Genomic DNA, 19,716 nt, shown 5'->3' on the forward strand with positions numbered 1-19,716 from the left:
CCCCTCCCCCTTTTCCCGCCGCCGGTGCTCACATCGCGGAGGCCGGCACGAAGGTGTAGCCGAGCTTCTTGACGCCGTCGACGGTCTCCAGCAGCCACTTGGTGCCGAGGTAGGGGTGGTAGAAGAAGCTCGCCACCCCGTCGCGCACGGCGAGGTTGGCCCGGGCGGCCTTGACCAGGTCGGCCGGGAGGACCACCGGGTGGTTGTTGAAGGACTCCGGCTCGATGTTGCCGACGTTCTCCGGGATCACCTTGGAGCCGTAGACGTCGGTGACGGTGTAGGGGAAGAACTGCCCGGCCATGTGGTCGTACTGCGGCGCCGTGCCCGACAGCGTGCCGGCGAAGTAGAGGCTGCGCTCGTAGCGGGCCTTGAACCCGGCCCGGCGGACGGCCTCGTAGTCCACGGCGGACCCGGCGTAGTGCGGGAACTCGAAGTACTGCGGCACCGGGAGCCGGGCGGCGCGGAACTCCGCCTTCATCTTCTCGATCCGGTCCGCCGCCCAGGCGGGGGAGTCCTCGGCCACGGGGCCGTCGTAGCGGACGTAGTTCTGCTCGTCGACGTGCGCGGTGTAGAACTCGAAGTCGTCGCCGCTGGTGCCGTTGTAGGGGTTGGGCGCGTCGGTGTACTGGTGGGTGTAGCCGTGGGCGATCATCGTGCCGCCGTTGGCGAGCATGTACTTGATCGCCGCGACCACCAGGGGGCGCTGCCGGAGCGCGACGGCCTTGCCCGGCTCCTTGTAGACGGTGTAGACGCCGAAGGAGTAGGGGATCTTCCGGCGCTTCAGCTCGACGGCGATCTTCATCAGCTCGGCCGGCTCGGCGTTGGGGCCGATGTCCTCCAGGCGGAGCAGGGCCCGGTGGCGCTCCTTGGTCTGCGGGGCGAGCGCGTCGAACAGCAGGTCGGAGAAGACGAGGTAGCGGTCGGAGGCGGTGGTGTAGGCGAAGGGGATCTCACCGATGTAGGTCAGCTCGCCCGAGCGGATCGCCCACGGGATCCGCGTGCCGTCCTCGCGCACGGCGGTGGCCAGCACCTTGGCCTTGGTCTCGTCGATCGAGGCGTAGTCCATGATGCCGGAGGCGTTGCGGCCGTCGCGCGACAGGTCCCTGCCCTTGTAGACGACGCCCTCGACGGTGCTGAAGTCGAACTGCGACCACATCCAGCCGTAGTCGGCGGCGAAGGTGGGGGTGGAGGCGGTGAGCTGCCAGATGTTGTTGTTCATCCAGATCACCGGGCGGTCGGCGTCGCGCACGTCGGCCAGGAACGCCTCGGGCAGCGGCTCGTCGTAGGTGGAGCCGACGTAGACCACCGCGGTGTAGGCGTCCATGGCGCCGGCGGTGTACGCCGAGACGGGCAGCGCGGCGAACGTGCCGAAGTGCCCGGTCAGGTTGGCGGTCTGGGCGGCGTACAGCTCGCCCAGCCAGCCCCACTGGCCGGTCGTGTCGTACAGCACGAGCGTGGAGCGGCCGGTGCCGGCCAGACCGCCGGTGAAGGCCTTGGCCCTGGCGGACGCGGCGGAGGCGGAGGCGGCCGGCGTCGCGAGGCCGGTGGTGAGCAGCAGCACGGCGCACAGCAGGGCCGCCAGCGCGGGCGGGACGGCCCTGCGCCGGAGGGATGAAGCGGGCATACGGGAAGACCCCCACAACGAAGCGAGATCGACGCCGCCGGGGCGTCGCATGACAGGGTGTGGGTTCGGTCTCGCCATTGGCTCCCCGGAACGGCTAGGCGGCCGAATTCCTACGTGCGCCGTCAGGCGCCGTTGAGGCCGTCCCGGATCATCGCTTACCCCGTGAACTACCGCGGCATATGCCCCTACCTGCGGGTTCTCGTTCAGAGTAACTTTCGGTCACCAATGCGGCAAATCGATCACCGCGTTCTTCACCCGGAGTGACAGGGCCGCACGGCGGCCGCGCGGTGGCCGCCGTGCGCCCGGTCCTCGGTACGGCCTACATCGCGCTCGCGGGCACGAACGTGTAGCCCAGGCTCTTGATCCCGTCGATGATCTCGCCGAGCCGCCCGGTGCCGAGGTAGGGGTGGTAGAAGAAGCTCGCCACCCCGTCGCGGACGACGAGGTTGGCCTCGGCGGCCTCGACCAGGTCGGCCGGGAGCACCGACGGGTGGTTGTTGTAGCCGGTGGGGATGAGGTTGCCGAGGTTCTCCGGGATCACCTTGGAGCCGTAGACGTCGGTGACGGTGTAGGGGAAGAACTGCCCGGCCGAGTGGTCGTACCGTACGGCGGTGCCCGACAGCGTGCCGGCGAAGTACAGGCCGCGCTCGTAGCGGGCAGTGAAGCGCGAGCGCACCGCCCGGTAGTCCTCGGCCGACCCGGCGTAGTGCGGGAACTCGAAGATCGTCGGCACCGGGAGGCCGGAGGCGCGGAACTCCGCCGCCGCGGCGTCCAGGCGGCCCTGCGCCCATTCGAAGGAGTCGCCGGCGACGGGGCCGTCGTAGACCACGTAGTCCTTCGCGTCGACGTGGGTGGCGTAGAACTCGAAGTCGTCGCCGCTGGCGCCGTTGTAGGGGTTGGCCTCGGTGCCGTACTGGTGGGTGTAGCCGTGCATGATCATCGTGCCGCCGTTGGCGAGCATGTACTTGATCGCCGCGACGACCTCGGGCCGGTCCCGCAGCCGGATCTCGACGTCCTTCTCCGGCTCCCGGTGCAGGGCGTAGACGCCGAAGGAGTAGGGGACGCCGCGCTTCTTCAGGTCGGCGGCGATCGCCATGAGGTCGGCGGGGTCGGCGGCGGGGCCGATGTCCTCCAGGCGGAGCAGGGCCCGGTGGCGCTCGGCGGTCTCCGGGGCGAGCACGTCGAACAGCAGGTCGGCGAAGGCCAGGTAGCGGCCGGCCGTCACGGTGTAGGCGAAGGGCATCTCGCCGACGTAGGTCAGGTTGCCCGAGCGCACCGCCCAGGGCAGGCGGACGCCGTCGGTCCGCACGGCGGTGGCCAGGACCTTCGCCTTGGTCTCGTCGAGCGCGGTGTAGGCCATCACGCCGGCGGTGTTGGCGGTGTCGCGGGCGAGGGTGCGGCCCTTGTAGACGACCGTGTCGATGGCGCCCTGGTCGAACGAGGACGGCGCCCAGCCGTGGTCGGCGGCGAAGGTGGGACTGGAGGCGGCCAGCTGCCAGATGTTGTTGTTCAGCCAGACCACCGGGCGCACGGCGGCGCGCACGTCGGCCAGGAACGCCTCCGGCAGCGGCTCGTCGTAGGTGGAGCCGACGTAGACCACGGCGGTGTAGGAGTCCATCGTGCCGGCGGTGTAGGACGTCACCGGCAGCGCGGTGAACGTGCCGAAGTGCCCGGTCAGGTTGGCGGCCTGGGCGGCGTACAGCTCGCCGGTCGGCGCCCACTCACCCGTCGTGTCGTACAGCACGAGCGTGGAGCGGCCGGTGCCGGCCAGACCGCCGGTGAAGCCGCCCGCCCGGGCGGTGGCCGCGGACTGCGGGGCCGAGCCGGCGGCCAGGAGCAGCCCGGCGGTCAGCGCCGCCAGCACGGTCAGGGCCAGCGCGCGGAGGCGGGAGCGGGAGCGGGGCGATGCGGTCATGTCAGTCCCGGGACGAGGCGGCGGTCGGGTGGTCCGGTCCGGCGGCCGGATGCGGCGGCACGGGCCGGGGAGCGGTGTGGAGGCGGGGGCGGGGGGCGGTCCGCGCCGGGATGCGGCCGGGTGCGGTGCCGGGGAGTACGCCGGGGGGAGCGTGCGGGGCGGAGGCGGTCCGCGCCGGGTGCGCTCCGCGTCAGGTGCGGGCGGTCTTGAGCCAGGTCTGGCGGCCGGAGAGGGCGCGTCCCACCGCCCACCAGCCGGCGGCGAACCACTGGTAGCCGTAGAGCACGAACGCGTGCCCCAGCAGCAGGGAGCGCAGCAGGCCCAGCTCGCGGTCGCGGCGCCAGTACACGTAGCCGTAGATCAGGCCGACGCCGAAGGAGAGCGCGTACCAGGCGGCGAACACGGCGGGCGAGACCACGCTCTGCCCGGCCTGCAGCGAGGCCAGCGCCAGGGCCGCGCCGGAGGCGAGGAACGCCAGCGGCAGCAGCGAGGTCAGCAGCAGGAACCACGGGCTGAGCAGGTGGTAGACCAGGTCCGGCGCGGCGGCGAACGGCGCGCGGCGGATGACCAGCGGCAGCAGCCTGCCCGCCTGCAGGTGGCCCTGGAACCAGCGCGAGCGCTGCCGTACCAGCCGCCTGGGCGACAGGACCGCCTGCTGGTGCACGGCGGTGGTGTGGCAGAACCGGTTCTGCCAGCCGGTGGCGAGCATGCGCACGCCGAGGTCGAGGTCCTCGGTCAGGCAGTCGCTCCACGGGTCGGCGCCCAGCCGGGTGAGCGCGCTCAGCCGCATGAACTGGCCGTTGCCGCCGAGGCCGACGCTGCCCAGGTGGCGGCGGCCGTTCTGGAAGACGTCGGTGTAGACGACGAACTCCATGTCCTGCAGCCGGGCCAGCAGGCCGGTGTGCCGGTTGTACATCCGCACGCCGACCTGGACCGCGCCGGTGCCGGGGTCGGCGAAGTACGGCGTGACCTCCTGTAGGGCGTCGGTGTCCAGGCGCCCGTCGGCGTCGAGCACGCACACGACGACCCGGTCGGGGTCGCGGCCGGCCAGCAGCCCGGAGTCCAGCAGGTGGGCCAGACCGGCGTTGAGGGCCGCGCCCTTGCCGCGGCGGGCGTCCGGCAGCGTGCGCTGCAGCAGCCAGATCCGGCCGTCCTCGGCCGCGGCGGCGCGGACGATGTCGGCGGTGGCGTCGGAGGAGGCGTCGTCGACGACCAGCACCGCGAGGTCGCCGGGCAGGCCGCGCAGCCGCTGCAGGCTGGCGGCGAGCACCTTCTCCTCGTCCAGGCAGGCCATCAGGAAGACGTAGAACGGCGCGGGCCCGGCGGACCCGGGGCGGCGCACGCCCCGCGACAGCACGAACATCACGCAGGTGTAGCCGAGCCCGAGCACGATGACCGCCGAGCTCAGCCAGAGCAGGGGGCTCATCGCAGCAGCTCCGCCACCTGGCTCTGGCCCTCGGCGCCGGCGGCGGCGGCGCGGCGGGCGCGGCGGTCGGCCCGCGGCAGGGCGCGGCGGCGGCGGGCGGCGTCGACGCCGCGCAGCACGGCGCCGGCGGCCAGCAGGACGGCCATGGCCAGCAGGAAGAGACCGAAGCCCGCGCCGGTGATCATCAGCAGGGTGCGGGCCACGTCCGCGGCGGGGGACAGGGCGGCGTCGGCGGCGGAGGAGCCGGAGTGCAGGGGCGGGAGGGCGACGGAGCCGGCCACGCTCATTCCGGCGCCGGTGAGCGCGAGGGCGCTGTTGGCGTACATCTCAGGCACCCCCGGCGGTCGCCCGGAGGGTGGAGGCGGAGCGCGGAGCGCACGGCGGAAGCGCGGAGCAGGCGGGCATGACAAGGACTCCCACGACGAAGAAGAACCCGGACGCCTTCGGTGGAAGGGCGTCAGATGACGGCTGGGTTCGGTCTCGCCATTGGCTCCCCGGAACGGCTAGGCGGCCGAATTCCTACGTGCGCCGTCAGGCGCCGTTGAGGCCGTCCCGGATCATCGCGTACCCGATGAATGCCGCAGGCATATGCCCCTACCTGCGGCTTCCCGGTCACACTAACTGTCCGTCACGAAAATGGCAAACCGGGCGTCAAATATATTACGTAGCGTGATACTCACACACGGTGACAAAATAGGATCTTCTTCGCATATATGGACACCGCACTCGGTTCCCCTCGGGTTCGGGAACTGCCGGGCGGCCCGCGAGCAGAATCAGAACGGCCGGGGGCGACCCGGCTTTCCGCGGACGACCGAGGCGGCGGGGCGCCATCGCCGCAGGGGCACACGGAACCAGGGCGGTCGAGCCCCGAGGGTCAGTCGGATTCCCCCAGGCGGCCCTGCACACCTGGAACCTCCCGGCTCAACGGTCCGATCGGCCCGCAGATCGGCGAAATCCCTCCGAACCGATGTTCGAAGGGCTAACATTCTGCAGTCAGATGAGCACGCACGGTCCACGCCCTGTGCGGTGCCCAGAAAAAGGCTTACCCCGGGGGGCTTGCTCGGCAGAGGCGTCCCCGGGGCACACATCACTCATGTGTAGCAGACCATGAGCGGCGCGGAAGGGAATCATTGAGCGGCACCCTTTTCCGAAAGGTCTGCGACGCAGTGTCGATCGAGCGCCTTCAACCGTTCCTGAGAACGTGCGGCGGCACGCTTGATCACGCTCTCCGCCTCTACGCATGGAACATAGAGATCTCCAGCGCCTTCCACGGTCCTCTCCACTGCCTCGAGATCGTTCTCCGCAATGCCATGGACCGGGAGTTGACGGCGCTCTTCCAGCGCTCCGACTGGTGGAACGCCCCCGAGCTCGACCTGGCGCCACACGCCCGGCGCGGTCGTGCCGACCCGGTTCTGACAGGGGATCGACGGTCTCTCCGGCGGGGGGCGTCCCTCCCGTCCGGAGAGACGGCCGCCGCCTCCCCCGGGCGGCGAGGCGGTGGGTGCCGTTCTCAGGCGGCGAGGCGGTGGGTGCCGGCGGCGGAGCCCTTGGCCTTGAGGGTCATCACGAAGGCCAGCACCTTGGCGATCGCGCCGTACATCTCGGCCGGGATCTCCTGGCCGATGTCGCAGCTCTTGTGCAGCGCGCGGGCCAGCGGGACGTCCTGGACCATCGGGATGCGGTTCTCGGCGGCGATCTCGCGGATCTTCGCCGCGATGGTGCCGGAGCCCTTGGCGACCACCCGGGGGGCGCCCTTGGCCGGGTCGTAGCGCAGCGCCACCGCGACGTGGGTGGGGTTGACCAGGACCACGTCGGCCGTGGGGACGTCGGCCATCATGCGGTTGCGGGCCATCGCCTGCTGGCGGGCGCGGATCTGCCCCTTGACGTGGGGGTCGCCCTCGGAGCGCTTGTACTCCTCCTTGACCTCCTGCTTGGTCATCCTCAGCTGCTTGCCGATGCGGCGGCGCGCCATCGCGTAGTCGGCGGCGGCCAGCGCCAGGCCGGTGGCGCCCGCGAAGCGCATCAGCGACAGGATCGCGTCGCCGGCGCTGGACAGCAGCACGCCCAGCGGCAGGGACCCGGAGGCCAGCAGGATCGGGATCAGGTCGCGGATGGCCATGTAGGCGATGCCGGTCAGCGTGGCGGTCTTCATCAGCGCCTTGACGCTCTCCCACAGCGCCTGCCCGCCGAACATCCGCTTCAGGCCCTGCAGCGGGTTGAGCTTCTTGAACTGCGGCTTGAACAGCTTGGTGGCCGGCTTCAGGCCGCCCTGGCCCGCGGCGGCGGCCAGGGTGATGACCACGGTGGCGGCCGCGATCGGCGCGACGGCCAGCATGGCGTCGCCCAGGCCGGAGATGAGGATCTGCAGCCCCAGCGCCGGGTCGGGGTTCTCGATGACCTCGCCCACCCGGAGCATGATGCCCTCGGCCGCCTCGACCGAGTCCTCCAGCACCATCGGCATGAGCACGCCCGCCGCCAGCATCGACGCCCACGCGGCGAAGTCCGGCGTCCGGGCGATCTGCCCTTCCTTCTGCGCGTCCTGCTTCTTCTTCGCTGTGGGCTGCTCGGTCTTCTCGCCGCCGCCTCCGCCGCTCATCCGTTCGCCAGTCCCGTCATCATGCGCACCGCGCGGTCGGTCAGCCCGTCGATCACGCCGGGCAGCACCGAGATGGCGATGCCGGCCAGGGCCAGGGTCAGGAAGATCTTCACCGGGAATCCGAGGGAGAAGGCGTTCAGGGCCGGAGCGGCCTTGCTGAGCAGGCCGAGCGCGAGGTCAGCGATGAACAGCACCGCGATGATCGGGCCGGCGATCTGCAGGGCGGAGACGAACAGGTCGGCCAGGCCGCCGGTGACCAGCTCGCTGAGGGTCTCCAGCGAGAGGGCGCCGTCCAGCGGGAGCAGCCGGTAGGTCTGGGTGAAGCCCAGCAGCACGAACTGGTAGCCGCCGCTGACCAGCAGCAGCGTGGTGCAGAGCAGGCCGTAGAACTTGCCGAACACCGAGTTGGCCGACATCGACATCGGGTCGAAGGCGGTGGCCAGGGAGAAGCCGCCGAAGATGTCCAGGAGGTCTCCGGCGGCCTGGACCGCGGCGAAGACCATGGCGGTCAGGAAACCGAGGGCGACGCCGACGACGGCCTGCTCGGCGGCGACGACCAGCATGGCGGCGGGGGAGACGTCGGAGATCTGGGCGGCCAGCTTGGGGGCCAGCGGCAGGGCGATCGCGACGGAGAGCAGGGCCTTGACCGTGCCGGGGATCGCCTTGTTGTTGAACGGCGGGCTGATCAGCAGCCAGGCGGCCGACCGGACCGAGGCCAGCAGCAGCGCGACCAGCGTGGTCTCCGACAGCATCCCCTCCACCGGCTCAGCCGCCGTGGATGAGCTGCGGAACCTGGTCGAACAGCTGCGTGGTGAAGGCCACCATCTCGTGCAGCATCCAGTTGCCGCTGAAGATGAGGGCCACGCACACCCCGGCCGCCTTGGGCACGAAGGAGAGGGTGACCTCCTGGATCTGGGTCACCGACTGGAAGAGCGAGATGACGAAACCGATGAGTAGCGCGGTCACCAGGATCGGGGCGCCCAGCTTGGTGGCGAGCGTCATGGCCTGGGTGCCGATGTGCAGCACCTGGGTGTCGGTCACGGTCGTGGAGGTCCTTACCTGGAAGCCGGGCTACTGGTAACTGCCGACCAGGGACGTCACGATGAGTCCCCAGCCGTTGACGAGCACGAAGAGCAGGAGCTTGAAGGGCATCGCCACCGTGACCGGCGGGAGCATCATCATGCCCATCGACATCAGGGCGGCCGAGATGACCAGATCGATGATGAGGAACGGCACGTAGATGACGAACCCGATGATGAACGCGGCCCGCAGCTCCGACAGGACGAACGCCGGGATGAGCGTGGTCATCGGCACCGCGTCGGCGTTGGCCGGCTTCGGCTGGTCGGCGATCTTGGTGAAGAGCGCCAGGTCGTCCTTGCGGGTGTGCTTGGTCAGGAACTCCCGCACCGCCGGGGTGCCGGCCTCGACGGCCTGGGAGACGCTCTTCTCGCCCTTGAGGTAGGGCTGGATCGCCTTGTCGTTCACGTCCGAGGCGACGGGGCCCATGATGAACAGGCTGATGAAGATCGCCAGACCGGCCAGCACCTGGTTCGGCGGGACGTTGGCCAGGCCCAGCGCGTTGCGGGTGATGCTGAGCACCACGAAGATCTTGGTGAAGCTGGTGCAGAGCAGCAGGATCGCCGGCGCCACGGACAGCACCGTCAGGCCCAGCATGAGGACGATCGACTGGCTGGGCTTGCCGCCCACGCCGTTGAGGTCGATCGTCACCGAGTCCTTGCCGGGGCCGGTCGGGCCCTTGGGGCCGGGCGAGGCCAGCGGGGCGAGCGCGACGGGCCGCGCGGCGGAGGCCGTACCGGTGGCGGCGGCGGCCGCGGTGGCGGTGGCGGTGATGGCCGCGGGCCGTACCGGCTGGGTGGCCGCGGACGCCGCCGACGCGCCGAGCACGAGCGTGCCTGCCACGGCCAGGCCGGTCAGGGCCAGGCTGAGGATGCGCTTCATCAGTTGCGAGCCGTCCGTTCGCGCAGGAGTTCCAGGGCGGTCTTCCAGGTCCGGGGCGAGAGCGCCGATCCGGCCAGGGCGCCGGTCCGGGCCGGCTCGGTTGCGGGGAGGGCTCCGGTGGCGGCGCCCTTCGCGCCGGGCCGCAGGGCGGCCAGCGAGCGGGGCAGCGCGCCGAGCCCGGCGAGGGGACCCTGCCCGGCCGTTCCCGCATCAGCCGGAGAGGAGTCGGCTGACGGGAGAACGGCCGGCAGGGAGACGGGGATGCGCTGCTCGGACTGCTCTGCGTAGCGCTCCACGGCCTCCAGGTCCGCCTCGGCCAGGAGGGTCACCTGGCCGTCGGTGACGCCGAGCACCAGGGCCCGGTCGGTCACCCGGACGACCGCGACGGAGGAGTTGCGGCTCAGCTGCTGGCGGGCGACCACGGTGAGCAGTCCCCCGCTCCTCCCGGCCAGCGGCTTGCGGGCCACCTTCGACAGCCCCCACACCAGGAGCAGGACGACCAGGAGCGAGAACGTGATTCTCAGAACGGTCTCGAACATTGCGGGGTGCTGCTCCTACGTCGGGACGGTCTCGGGCGGACGGCGGACGCGGCTACTGCCGGTCCCCGCCGGGGGAGAGGATCTCGGTGACGCGGATGCCGAAGTTCTCGTCGATCACGACGACCTCGCCGCGCGCGACCAGGCGGCCGTTGACCAGCAGGTCCACCGGGCTGCCCGCGGCGCGGTCCAGCTCGACCACGGCGCCGGGCGCGAGCGAGAGCAGCTCCCGGACGGTCATCCGGGTGCGGCCGAGCTCGGCGGTGACGCTCATCTCGACGTCGTGCAGCAGGTCGAACCGGGCCTTGGCGTTGCCCGTGGAGCGGGCGGCCGCCGGGGCCGGCCACGGGACCGCCACCAGCGCGAGCACGGCCCGCACGGCGCCGTCCTCCAGCAGCGGCACGAAGACCGGCTCGCCGCGGTTGGCGAGCGCGCCCAGGCCGACCTCGGGCTCGGTGGCCAGCGCCGGCTCCAGGACGACGGGGCCCAGCTTGCGGGCCGCCGCCTCCAGGGCGGGCTGCACGGCCTTGGACAGGTCGAGCTCGCCGAGCGGGCTCTGGCGCAGGGCGTCGACCAGGTCCTGGCCGACGACCACCGCGACCTCGCCCTGCGTGGCGCCGGAGAAGCGGGCGCACACGGCCTGGCCGGCGGGCAGGTCCTGCGGCACGGTGAAGACGGGGGTGCCGACTTCCAGGGCGCCGCCGGTGGGCAGCAGGGCCAGCGCGGCCTCGGCCGCGGCCATGCCGAGCTCCACGCGGGGGGCGACGGTGATCGTGGTGGTCATCAGTGGGCTTCCATTTCGTTCTGCGGCGTGGGCACGACGAGGCAGGCCAGGCGCGGGCCCTGGCTACCGGGCACTGCGTGGGCGAAGGTGATGTCCGCGGCCGTCACCGACAGCGGCGCCGTCACGGGGTGGCCGAGCGGCACGACGTCGCCCGGCTCCAGACCGATGATCTGCTCGGGGCGGAGCCGTACGGCCTCGAAGCGGACCGCCACGTCGATGGGCGTGGTGCCGAGCGCGGAGGCCATGTTGCGGTGCGCCTCCTCGCGGGCGGCGCGCTGGCCCGAGCTGAGCGTGATGTCGTTGTCGTTGCCCTGGAGCTTGGGGAAGATCGAGGCGAACGGCATGCAGATCGTCCCCAGGCACTCCTCGGTGCCCACCCGCATGTCGAAGGAGGCCACGATGACCGCGTCGGCGGGGGCGCAGGCCTGCACGAACTGCGGGTTGTAGTCGATGACGCCCAGCTTGGGGTGGATCTCGGTGATCGACTCGAACGCGTAGTGCATCTCCTCCAGGACCCGGGTGAGCAGGTCGCGCAGGAGGGGCGTCTCCATGTCGGTCAGCGGGCGCTCCGCCTGGGCGCCGCCGGGGCCGCCGAGCAGGTGGTCGATGCTGGCCATCGCGGTGCCCAGCGAGAACTCCATGATGGCGGTGCCGGGCAGCGGCTCCAGGTCGACGGTGGCGACGATGGTCGGGTTGCCCAGCGCCGAGATGTACTCGTCGTAGGTGAGCTGCTGGATCGAGACCAGCGACACCTGGGACACGACGCGCAGGCTCGTGGTGAGCAGGGTCGTGTACTGGCGGGCGAACGTCTCGTAGGCGATCTGGAGCGTGCGGACGTGCTCACGGGAGAGCTTGATGGGACGGCGGAAGTCATAGGGCTGCGGATCGGAGGTCTTCGCCCGGCGGGACATCCGTCCGAGCAGGCGGGGCGTTGAGGCCGAAGGCTGCGACTGACTCACGAGATCTCACATCGGCCGTTATCCAACCGGTATGAGGAAATGCCGGAAATCGGGTTCACCTCGTGGCGAGGGTCCCGTTCCCGCGGCGGGGGTCGCGTGCGTGCGCTCCCCCGCCGGTCTGCGTCCTGCGGCGGTGCCACCGCGGGCCGTACGGCGATGCGGTGCCCGCCGCGCGTCGTGCGGCGGCGCGGCGCCTACTGCATGACGAACTCGGTGAAGTAGATGTCCATGATCTCGCCCTCGTAGGCCTTCTCGACCTTCTCCACCAGCTCCTGCTTGGCCAGGTTGCGTGCCTTGTCCGAGGAGAGCTCGTCGACCGCCTTGTTGCTGAACTGGTCGATGGCCAGGTCCAGGGCCTTGCTCCCGTCGGGGGCCTCGGCCACCTCGGCGGTCGCCTGCAGGGCCAGCTTCAGCTTCAGGAAGTGCCCGTCGGCGAGGTTGATCGTGATCGCGTCGAGGGCGGCCACGGCGCCGGGCTCCGGCGCGGGCTCCTTCTCCTCCCCGCCCCCGGCGAACAGCAGGAAGTAGGCCGCCGCCGCGGCGGCGAGGACCAGCACGACCCCGCCGGCGAGGAAGAGCGTCTTCTTGGACTTCTTGCCGCCCTCCTTCGCCTCCTCGGCGTCCGGCGCGGCCTTGAGCTTCGCGGTGGCCATGGTGTTCGTCTCCTGGTTGTGAGTCGGTCAGCTCGTGCTGGACTGGCCCGCGGCCGACGGCAGCAGGGCCTTGGTCGCGCCGTCGAGGTCGGACAGGACGACCACCTCGACGCGGCGGTTCAGCGTCACCGACCGGGGGTCGGTGTCGGGGTACAGGGGCCGCTGGTCGGCGTAGCCGGCGGCGTTCAGCCGCTTGGCCGGGATGCCCCTGGACACCAGCCGGCGCACCACCGTGGAGGCGCGCGCGGTCGACAGCTCCCAGTTCGACGGGTACGGGCCCGACGAGACCGGCAGCCAGTTGGTGTGCCCGTCGACCTCGACGGAGTTCTTCTCGCCGCGCAGCGCCGGTGCGATCGAGTCGATGATCTTCCGGCCGTCCCGCAGCAGCTCGGCGCTGTTGTTGCCGAACACGACGGAGCTGGTGACCACGGTCACGACCAGGCCGCGCTCGTCGATGCGGAACTGCACGCTGTCGGCGGCGTTCTGCTTGCGCAGCGCCTCCTGGATCTTCTTCTTGATCCGCTCGAACTTCTCGACCTCCGCCGAGGCGTTCTTCGCGCGGGCCGAGGCCCGGGCGCGGTCGAGGGCGGCCAGAGCGTCGCGGGCCTTCTGCTCGGCCTCGCCGTCGGCGCCCTTGCCCAGCACGGACGAGAACTCCATGGGGGCCGACTGCCCGCCGCCGGCGTCGCCGGTCACCGCGCTGCCCGGCGCGGTGAAGGTCACGGCGGGCTGGCCGAAGGCCATCGACAGGCTCGACTTGAGCGCGTTGAACTTGTTCTGGTCGACCTGGCTCATCGCGAACAGCACGATGAACAGCGCCATGAGCACGGTGAGCATGTCGCCGTAGGTGACCAGCCAGCGCTCGTCGGCGTGGGCCTCCTCCTCATGGCCTCCGCCGTGTTTCTTGCGGCGGTGGGGCTTGGTGCTCATCAGGCGGCCTTCGCCTTCTCGGCGGTGTTCTCCCCCGGGGGCAGCAGGCTCTTGAGCTTCTGGGAGACCAGGCGCGGGTTGGTGCCGGCCTGGATGTTGGCGATGCCCTCGATGGTGAGCTCCATCTGCGCCGCCTCCAGCTCGCTGATGCGCTTGAGCCGGTTGCCGATGGGCAGCCACAGCACGTTGGCGCTGGCCACGCCCCACAGGGTGGCGACGAACGCGGCACCGATCATGTGGCCGAGCTTCGAGGGCTCGCTCAGGTTCTCCAGCACGTGCACCAGGCTGACCACGGTGCCGATGATGCCGATCGTGGGGGCGTAGCCGCCCATGTCGGTGAAGATCTTCACGCCGGCCTTGTCCGCCCGGCGCTTGGCGTCGACCTCGGCCTCCAGGATCTCCCGGAGCTCCTCGGGGTCGGTGCCGTCGATGGCCAGCTCCAGGCCGCGGCGCAGGAACGGGTCCTCGACCTCCTTGACCGCGTCCTCCAGGGCCAGCAGGCCCTCGCGGCGGGCGCGCTCGGAGAGCTTGACGATCGAGTCGACCAGGTCGGTGCCGGGCGTGGGCTTGGCGGTGAGGGCGCGCTTGATCTGCCCGACGATGCCGGTGGCGTCGCTCAGCACGCCGCCCGCCATCGCCACGCCGAAGGTGCCGCCGAAGACCAGGATCATCGGGGCGAGCAGCATGATCGACATCGGGTTGGAGCCCTCGAGGATCATCATCACGAAGATGGAGACCACCGCGATGCCGATGCCGGCCAGGGTTGCCGGATCCATGGTCAGCGCTCCTGTCGGTGAAGGCGGACGACCCGCTGCTGGTCGGCGTCGGCGGAGCCCGCGCCCGTGGCCGGGAGGCGGTGCGTGCCGGAGGAGACGAGGATCTCGGCGTCGGCGATCAGTTCCGCGCGGTAGCGGCGCACCAGCCCGAGGAACTCGCTGAGGGACTCGGCGATGATGTACTTGGTCCCGTCCACGAGGGTGATCACCGTGTCGGGGGTCTGGTCCGCCCGCTCGATCAGGTCGGGGTTCAGTGCGAACTCCGGGCCGTTGAGGCGCGTAAGAAGGATCACCGAGGTCCGTCCTTGAGGTCGTCAGGGGTCGACGGGCCGTAGCCGGGCCGCGTTACCTCTTCCATCGGCCGCCCGCCGCGCGGCCTGAGAAAACCAGCGGGACCAAGGTCCCCTCTTTCGAGCAGCGCGAGCATTTCTCGCCGCGGCTGACCGGCCCGACATCATGGACGTCACCTCGTCATCGACATACGATGATTCCTATGAGGATTTCCAAGACGTACACCGTGGACGAAGCTATCGTGGCCGCCGTGGAAACCGAAGCGAAACAGAACGGCACCAGCGCCAGCGAAGTCGTAAACACCTTGCTACAGCGCGGGCTGCGCGCACGACGCTTCGCCCGCATCGCAGCCCGTCACAACCAGCATCTCGACCCTTCGTACCTTGACACCGCACTGGCCGAACGCGAGCAGGCCCGTACGGCATGACCGGTCCTGCTCCCAGGTTCGGCGACATCTGGACGATCAAGCACAGCCTGGTCCTTCCGCCGGAGCCTCGTCTGATCGTCTCCGCCGACGACTTCAACGAGGATTTCCATGTCGTCCTCACGGCTCGGATCAAAGACGTGGACCTGCCAGAGGATGACCTCACCGAGCCGATTCGCGGATACGGAGCCGCGCTGCTGTACATGGTCGAGTGGTTGCCGCGCACTTCGCTGCACGAGTTGGTGGCCGCCGTCCCCGCCGACCGTCACGATCTTCTCGGGCAGCGCGTACGCCTGCCCTTCGGCCCTTGACTGATCACGGTGCTCCTGAGGACGGTGCCGACATGGCTGTGAAGCTCTCGATCACCCTGCCCGGTGACCTGTACGAAGAGATCAAGATGTTGGCCGGGCAGCAGGGCACGACCGTCTCCGGCTGGTTCGCCGAACTCGCCCGGCAATACCTCGACGACGACCGCCGCTCCCGCGCCGTACTGGCGGAGAGGATCAGGCATGACCGGGTCGCCGACCCCGAAGGCCACGCCGAGATGGCTGCCGATCTGCGGAAGCGGATGCGTGACGCCCAGGAGGCCGCCCGGCGCAGAGCCGCCGGGGCCGCGTGAACGCCGAAGGTCCCGGGGCGCGGCCGTGGCCGGGTCCCGGGACCTTCGCGGTGGGTCCGCCCCGAGGGCGGGGAGCGCTTAGCGCTTGAGGTTGACCAGGTCGTTCAGCAGCTCGTCGGAGGTGCTGATGACCTTGGTGTTGGCCTGGAAACCGCGCTGGGCGATGATCAGGTTGGTGAACTCCTGGCCGAGGTCGACGTTGGACATCTCCAGCGCGCCGGTCTGCAGGGCGCCCATGCCGCCGGTGCCCGCGGTGCCGATGGTGGCGTCGCCGGAGTTGACGGTGGCGCGGTAGGCCGAGCCGCCGGCCTTCTCCAGGCCGCCCGGGTTCACGAAGTTCGCCATGGAGACCTGGGCGAACGTGCGCTTGGTGCCGTCGGCGAGCACGCCGACGAGCGAGCCGTCGGGGGAGATGGTGAAGGACTCCACGTCGCCGGGGAGCGTGATCGGCTCCGGCGCCCCGGTGGGGGGCACCGGCACGTTGCCGGTCGCGGCGTTCCAGCCGAGCACGAAGTTGCCGTCGGTGGTGACCATGGAGCCGTTGGCGTCGAAGTTGAACGAGCCGGCGCGGGTGTAGAGCTGCTCGGTGCCCTTCTGCACGGCGAAGAAGCCGTCGCCCTGGATCATCAGGTCGAGGTTGCGCCCGGTGGTCTGCGCGGCGCCCTGGCCGAAGTTCGTCTGCACGCCGGCCAGGCGCACGCCCAGGCCGACCTGGGCCGGGTTGGTGCCGCCGGCGCCGGGGGCGCCGGGCTGCGGTGCGCCCGCGGCCTGCATCATCTGGCTGAGGGTGTCCTGGAAGACGGTCTGGGAGCCCTTGAAGCCGGTGGTGTTGACGTTGGCGATGTTGTTGCCGGTGACGTCCATCATCGTCTGGTGGACGCGCAGGCCGCTGATGCCGGAGTACAGGGAACGGAGCATGTCACTTTCCTTCGGTGGATTCGGTGCCGCTCGGGACGGCGCTGGTGACTTCCTTGACCGAGGACAGCGGTACATCCGTGTTCCCGACCCGCAGGGTCGGGGTGCTGCCGAAGGAGGCTGAGGTGACCACACCGACGGCGTCCGTGCCGTCTGGTCCGGTGTAGCCGACGGTCTTGCCGACGAGGCTGCTGGCCGACAGCTGCAGCTGGGCCGCGAGCAGTTCGCCCTGCTGCTTGACGAGCTCCTCCATCCGCTCCACCTCGGTGAACTGCGCGGTCTGCGACATGAACGCGGAGGTGTCGGTGGGGTTGCTCGGGTCCTGGTAGCGCATCTGGGCGACCAGGAGCTTCAGGAACGTGTCCTTGTCGAGCCTGCTGTTGCCGCTCGACGTGGTGGCCGCGCTGGTCGCGGTGGTCGTGGCGCCGGCGCTCACGGCCCCGCTGATGGTGGTCACGTACGGATTCCTCCGGATTCCCTGTGAGAGGCGGTGCTACAGGCGGACGTTGAGCATGCGGGATCCCGGTCCGTCGGCCGGGAGGCCGGCGGCGGGCGCGGGGGCGTTCTGGTAGCCGTCCCCGGTGCGGCCGGTGCCGGTGGCGCCGGCGGCGGCCCGGCCCTGGTGGCCCTGGTCGCCCGGGTGGGAGGACTGCTGGGTCTGCTCGCCGGGGCGGCGGCCGTCGCCGGGGGCCTCGCGCTGCAGGTCCAGCGTGCAGGCGGAGAACCCGCCCTCCTCCAGCTCCTGGCGGAGCGAGGGCAGGGCCGAGCGCAGCGCGTCGAAGGCGCCGTCGCTGGTCCCGGCGAGCTGCAGGTGCACGGCGCCGTTGCGCAGTTCGGCGACGACGCTGACCGGGCCGAGGTCGACGGGGTGCAGGTGGACGGTGAGCCGGTGGATGCCGTCCGGGTCCTGCCGGAGCGGCAGCACGTGGACGGCGATCTGGGAGGCGGGGGTGGCGGGCTGCTGGGGGGCGGGTGCGGAGACCCGTTCCGGCCCCGTCACCTGCGTGGTGGCGGTGGCCTGGAAGACGGCCTGTCCGGTCGCGCCGGTCGCCTCGGCCGGGCCGGTGGCGCCGGTGCCGGTGCCGGTGCGGCGGGAGGCGTCCTCGCCGGTGGAGGTGCCCGCGCCGGAGCCCGCGGCCGGAGCCGCGACGGCCTGTCCGGACGTGCCCTGCGGTGCGGGGGCGTCGACCGGGGCGGCGGTGGTCTCGGTGGCGGCCGTCTCGGCGGCGGTGCCGGTCTCGGCGGCCGTCGTCGCCGTGGCGGACAGGGCCGCCTGGACGGCGGAGGCGGGGGTCTCCGCACCGGTCGGGACGCCGGCGGGCGCGGCGGGGGCCGCCGCGGCGGGGGCGGCGAGGGCGGTGGTCGCCGCCTCGCCCGCCGTGGCGGTGGGGAGCCCCGCGGTCTGCGGGAGCGCGAAGGACGGGATCTGCGCCGGTACGGCCTGGCCCGGGAGGTTCGACTGGGCCGGGACGGACGGCTGCGCCTGGGCGGCGAGGTCGGCTCCTGCCTGCTGCTGCGCCTGGAGCCGGGTCTGCAGCTGGGCGGCGAGCAGGGCCTGCGCGGTGAGCGGGCCGCCGGCCGGCGCCGCGGAGGCCGTCTGGGCGGGTCCGCCGGAGCCGGGGGTGCCGCCGGGGGCGCCGGGAACGGGCAGGACGCCCTGGGGCAGGGGGCCTCCGGCCGCGAGCAGGGCGAGGAGGGCGGCGAACGCGTCGCCGGCGCCGCTCTGGCCAGTCTGTCCCTCGCCGGAGGGAGCCGTCGTCACCGACGGGCTCCCCGCCAGGGGGATCGAAGGCACAGTCAAGATCGTCTCTCCTGCTATCCGATGCCGTTCATGACCGGCTGGATGGTCCGGACGTAGGCCTGGGCGGGATCGAACAGGCCGTTGCCCAGCTCATCGGCAACGCCGAGGGACATCTGCGGCAAACCGGTCGATCCGCTGAAACTCGTGGTGCCTGCGCCGTACCCGGCCTGGATCGCGGCCGGGGCGGCGGCCGGCGTCGCCGCGGCCTGGAACGCGGACGCCGTCGCGGTCGCGGCCCGGACCGCGGCCGGGGCGGTGGCCGGGGACGCCGTGGAGGGTGCTGTCGGGGATGCCGTCGCCGGGGTGGCGCCCGCGGCCTCGTCGCTCAGGACGCGGCGGATGTCGGTGGGCTTGCGGTAGTAGTCGTCCATGTCGACGATCTTGACGACGTCGCCGGTGCGCGGGGCGTGCAGCATCTTGCCGTCGCCGACGTAGATGCCGATGTGCGTGGCGGGGGAGCCGAAGGTCAGCAGGTCGCCAGGGAGGGCCTGCTTCAGGCTCGGGATGCTGCGGCCCTCGTTCTGCTGGTCCTGCGAGACGCGCGGCAGGGAGACGCCCAGCTTCTTGTAGACGAGCTGGACCAGCCCGGAGCAGTCCAGGCCCCGCTCGGGGTCCGTGCCGCCCCACAGGTAGGGGACGCCGAGGTACTTGCGGGCCTGGTCGACGACGTCCTGGCCGGTGACCCCGCCCGAGCCCTTGCCCGAGCCCTCGGCCTTGGCGACGGCGCCCGCCGCGGAGGTCGCCTGGGTCGCCTGGGTGGTCTGCGCGGCCTGACCGGTCCCGGCGGCGGCCGTGCCGCCGGGAGCGGTGGTCCCGGAGGCGGCGGTCCCGGAGGCGGCGGCGCCGGACTGCCGGGCCGTCTTGAGCGCCGCGGCGAAGTCGGCGGCCGAGGCGGCCGAGGTGGTGGCGGCCGCGGGGGCCGCGCCGAACTGGGCCTCCAGCTGGCCGACCCGCGCCACGATGTCCATCAGGCTCATCGGTCGTTCTCCCTGTCGGTGCGGCGGCGGTCGAGCGGGAGGTCGTCCACGGCGCGCTGGTCGGCCGCCGCGTCGGCCTGCCGCAGGGCGGCCTGGTGGCGCTCGGCGAGCTTGTCCACCATGCGGCGGCGCTGGGAGGCGGCGCTCCAGGTGTCCACGCTGGCGCCGACCCGCCGCGCGGCCTCCTCGGCCTTCTGGATCTTGAGTGAGAGCTCCCCGGCGACCGCGCGGCGCGCGGCCATCGCCGCGACGAACGCGGCGGCGTCGGACGGGTCCGGAATGATCATCCGGCCCTGCAGCTCGGCCTCCTTGGCCTCGACCTGGCGGTCGGCGGCCCCGGCCTCGGCGCGGGCGCGGGCCACCCCGCCCTTGGCGGCGTCCTCCTGGGCCTTGCGGGCCCGCAGGATCGACGACAGACGGAAACGTGGGCTCATCTCGAATCTCCTTGGATGCCGGGTTCCGGCCGGGGGAGGCGGTCACGCGGGGTCTTGCCGGGGAGGGACCTGCGGGGCGGGAGGCCGTACCGGAGCG

At 71.7% G+C, this 19,716-nt stretch carries 23 protein-coding genes; 3 read left to right on the forward strand and 20 right to left on the reverse strand.

Annotated elements, in window-relative coordinates; all coding sequences use genetic code 11:
• Positions 1–28: 28 nt before the first annotated feature.
• The 15 genes from IEZ06_RS27545 to IEZ06_RS27615 form a co-directional block, all read right to left on the reverse strand.
• Positions 29–1,624: a DUF2334 domain-containing protein gene (locus IEZ06_RS27545; RefSeq protein WP_189239594.1), complete on the reverse strand. Its 1,596-nt coding sequence runs from the start codon at positions 1,622–1,624 to the stop codon at positions 29–31.
• Positions 1,625–1,943: 319 nt separating this feature from the next.
• Positions 1,944–3,539, reverse strand: a complete 1,596-nt coding sequence (locus IEZ06_RS27550; protein WP_189239595.1) for a DUF2334 domain-containing protein — start codon at positions 3,537–3,539, stop codon at positions 1,944–1,946.
• Positions 3,540–3,729: 190 nt separating this feature from the next.
• The gene (locus IEZ06_RS27555; RefSeq protein WP_189239596.1) at positions 3,730–4,965 is read right to left on the reverse strand and encodes a glycosyltransferase family 2 protein; all 1,236 of its coding nucleotides are present in this window, start codon (positions 4,963–4,965) and stop codon (positions 3,730–3,732) included.
• Complete coding sequence (locus tag IEZ06_RS27560; protein ID WP_189239597.1) at positions 4,962–5,291, reverse strand: hypothetical protein; 330 nt, start codon at positions 5,289–5,291, stop codon at positions 4,962–4,964. Before IEZ06_RS27560 ends, IEZ06_RS27555 begins: the two co-directional genes overlap by 4 nt.
• 1,184 nt (positions 5,292–6,475) lie before the next feature.
• Positions 6,476–7,561: an EscU/YscU/HrcU family type III secretion system export apparatus switch protein gene (locus tag IEZ06_RS27565; protein WP_189239598.1), complete on the reverse strand. Its 1,086-nt coding sequence runs from the start codon at positions 7,559–7,561 to the stop codon at positions 6,476–6,478.
• Positions 7,558–8,313 carry a flagellar biosynthetic protein FliR gene (locus tag IEZ06_RS27570; protein ID WP_189239599.1) on the reverse strand — a complete coding sequence of 252 codons (756 nt, stop codon included), beginning with the start codon at positions 8,311–8,313 and terminating at the stop codon, positions 7,558–7,560. Before IEZ06_RS27570 ends, IEZ06_RS27565 begins: the two co-directional genes overlap by 4 nt.
• A 13-nt stretch (positions 8,314–8,326) precedes the next feature.
• Positions 8,327–8,602 carry a flagellar biosynthesis protein FliQ gene (gene fliQ, locus IEZ06_RS27575; RefSeq protein WP_068904043.1) on the reverse strand — a complete coding sequence of 92 codons (276 nt, stop codon included), beginning with the start codon at positions 8,600–8,602 and terminating at the stop codon, positions 8,327–8,329.
• Between the two features lie 30 nt (positions 8,603–8,632).
• On the reverse strand, positions 8,633–9,520 hold the full coding sequence (gene fliP / locus IEZ06_RS27580; RefSeq protein WP_189239600.1) for a flagellar type III secretion system pore protein FliP: 888 nt from the start codon (positions 9,518–9,520) through the stop codon (positions 8,633–8,635).
• Positions 9,520–10,059: a flagellar biosynthetic protein FliO gene (gene fliO / locus IEZ06_RS27585; protein WP_189239601.1), complete on the reverse strand. Its 540-nt coding sequence runs from the start codon at positions 10,057–10,059 to the stop codon at positions 9,520–9,522. The genes fliP and fliO overlap by 1 nt, the downstream gene beginning before the upstream one ends.
• 52 nt (positions 10,060–10,111) lie before the next feature.
• A complete protein-coding gene (gene fliN / locus IEZ06_RS27590) occupies positions 10,112–10,840 on the reverse strand; it encodes a flagellar motor switch protein FliN (RefSeq protein WP_189239602.1) in 729 nt (242 codons plus the stop codon).
• Positions 10,840–11,751, reverse strand: coding sequence for a flagellar motor switch protein FliM (locus tag IEZ06_RS27595; protein WP_189239603.1), 912 nt, complete (start codon positions 11,749–11,751; stop codon positions 10,840–10,842). The genes fliN and IEZ06_RS27595 overlap by 1 nt, the downstream gene beginning before the upstream one ends.
• Before the next feature lie 242 nt (positions 11,752–11,993).
• On the reverse strand, positions 11,994–12,452 hold the full coding sequence (locus IEZ06_RS27600; protein WP_189239604.1) for a flagellar basal body-associated FliL family protein: 459 nt from the start codon (positions 12,450–12,452) through the stop codon (positions 11,994–11,996).
• A gap of 27 nt (positions 12,453–12,479) precedes the next feature.
• Entirely contained in the window at positions 12,480–13,382 is a 903-nt protein-coding gene (locus IEZ06_RS27605) for an OmpA/MotB family protein (RefSeq protein ID WP_189239605.1), read from the reverse strand.
• The gene (locus IEZ06_RS27610) at positions 13,382–14,158 is read right to left on the reverse strand and encodes a motility protein A (RefSeq protein WP_068904030.1); all 777 of its coding nucleotides are present in this window, start codon (positions 14,156–14,158) and stop codon (positions 13,382–13,384) included. Before IEZ06_RS27610 ends, IEZ06_RS27605 begins: the two co-directional genes overlap by 1 nt.
• Positions 14,159–14,160: 2 nt before the next feature.
• Entirely contained in the window at positions 14,161–14,451 is a 291-nt protein-coding gene (locus IEZ06_RS27615) for a flagellar FlbD family protein (protein ID WP_189239606.1), read from the reverse strand.
• Between the two features lie 200 nt (positions 14,452–14,651).
• Between IEZ06_RS27615 and IEZ06_RS27620 the strand changes: the two genes are divergently transcribed.
• The 3 genes from IEZ06_RS27620 to IEZ06_RS27630 are packed head-to-tail and all read left to right on the forward strand — an operon-like array spanning position 14,652 to position 15,492.
• A complete protein-coding gene (locus IEZ06_RS27620) occupies positions 14,652–14,876 on the forward strand; it encodes a hypothetical protein (RefSeq protein ID WP_189239607.1) in 225 nt (74 codons plus the stop codon).
• Positions 14,873–15,184, forward strand: a complete 312-nt coding sequence (locus tag IEZ06_RS27625; RefSeq protein WP_189239608.1) for a hypothetical protein — start codon at positions 14,873–14,875, stop codon at positions 15,182–15,184. Before IEZ06_RS27620 ends, IEZ06_RS27625 begins: the two co-directional genes overlap by 4 nt.
• Before the next feature lie 32 nt (positions 15,185–15,216).
• Positions 15,217–15,492 carry a ribbon-helix-helix domain-containing protein gene (locus tag IEZ06_RS27630; RefSeq protein ID WP_189239609.1) on the forward strand — a complete coding sequence of 92 codons (276 nt, stop codon included), beginning with the start codon at positions 15,217–15,219 and terminating at the stop codon, positions 15,490–15,492.
• A 78-nt stretch (positions 15,493–15,570) separates the two neighbouring features.
• Here the strand turns inward: IEZ06_RS27630 and flgF are convergent, their stop codons facing one another.
• Genes flgF through IEZ06_RS27655 form a run of 5 tightly spaced genes read right to left on the reverse strand, consistent with a single transcriptional unit; the run spans position 15,571 to position 19,619 of the window.
• Positions 15,571–16,410 (reverse strand): flagellar basal-body rod protein FlgF, encoded by an 840-nt coding sequence (gene flgF, locus IEZ06_RS27635; protein ID WP_189239610.1) that lies wholly within the window; start codon positions 16,408–16,410, stop codon positions 15,571–15,573.
• Position 16,411: 1 nt separating this feature from the next.
• Complete coding sequence (locus tag IEZ06_RS27640; RefSeq protein ID WP_189239611.1) at positions 16,412–16,864, reverse strand: flagellar hook assembly protein FlgD; 453 nt, start codon at positions 16,862–16,864, stop codon at positions 16,412–16,414.
• A gap of 36 nt (positions 16,865–16,900) precedes the next feature.
• Positions 16,901–18,202 carry a flagellar hook-length control protein FliK gene (locus IEZ06_RS27645; RefSeq protein ID WP_229798772.1) on the reverse strand — a complete coding sequence of 434 codons (1,302 nt, stop codon included), beginning with the start codon at positions 18,200–18,202 and terminating at the stop codon, positions 16,901–16,903.
• A 20-nt stretch (positions 18,203–18,222) separates the two neighbouring features.
• On the reverse strand, positions 18,223–19,185 hold the full coding sequence (locus tag IEZ06_RS36730; RefSeq protein ID WP_203872324.1) for a C40 family peptidase: 963 nt from the start codon (positions 19,183–19,185) through the stop codon (positions 18,223–18,225).
• Complete coding sequence (locus tag IEZ06_RS27655) at positions 19,182–19,619, reverse strand: flagellar FliJ family protein (protein ID WP_189239613.1); 438 nt, start codon at positions 19,617–19,619, stop codon at positions 19,182–19,184. The genes IEZ06_RS36730 and IEZ06_RS27655 overlap by 4 nt, the downstream gene beginning before the upstream one ends.
• Between the last annotated feature and the right edge of the window lie 97 nt (positions 19,620–19,716).

The organism is Planomonospora antibiotica, assembly GCF_014647955.1.
GTDB classification, from domain to species: Bacteria; Actinomycetota; Actinomycetes; order Streptosporangiales; family Streptosporangiaceae; genus Planomonospora; species Planomonospora parontospora.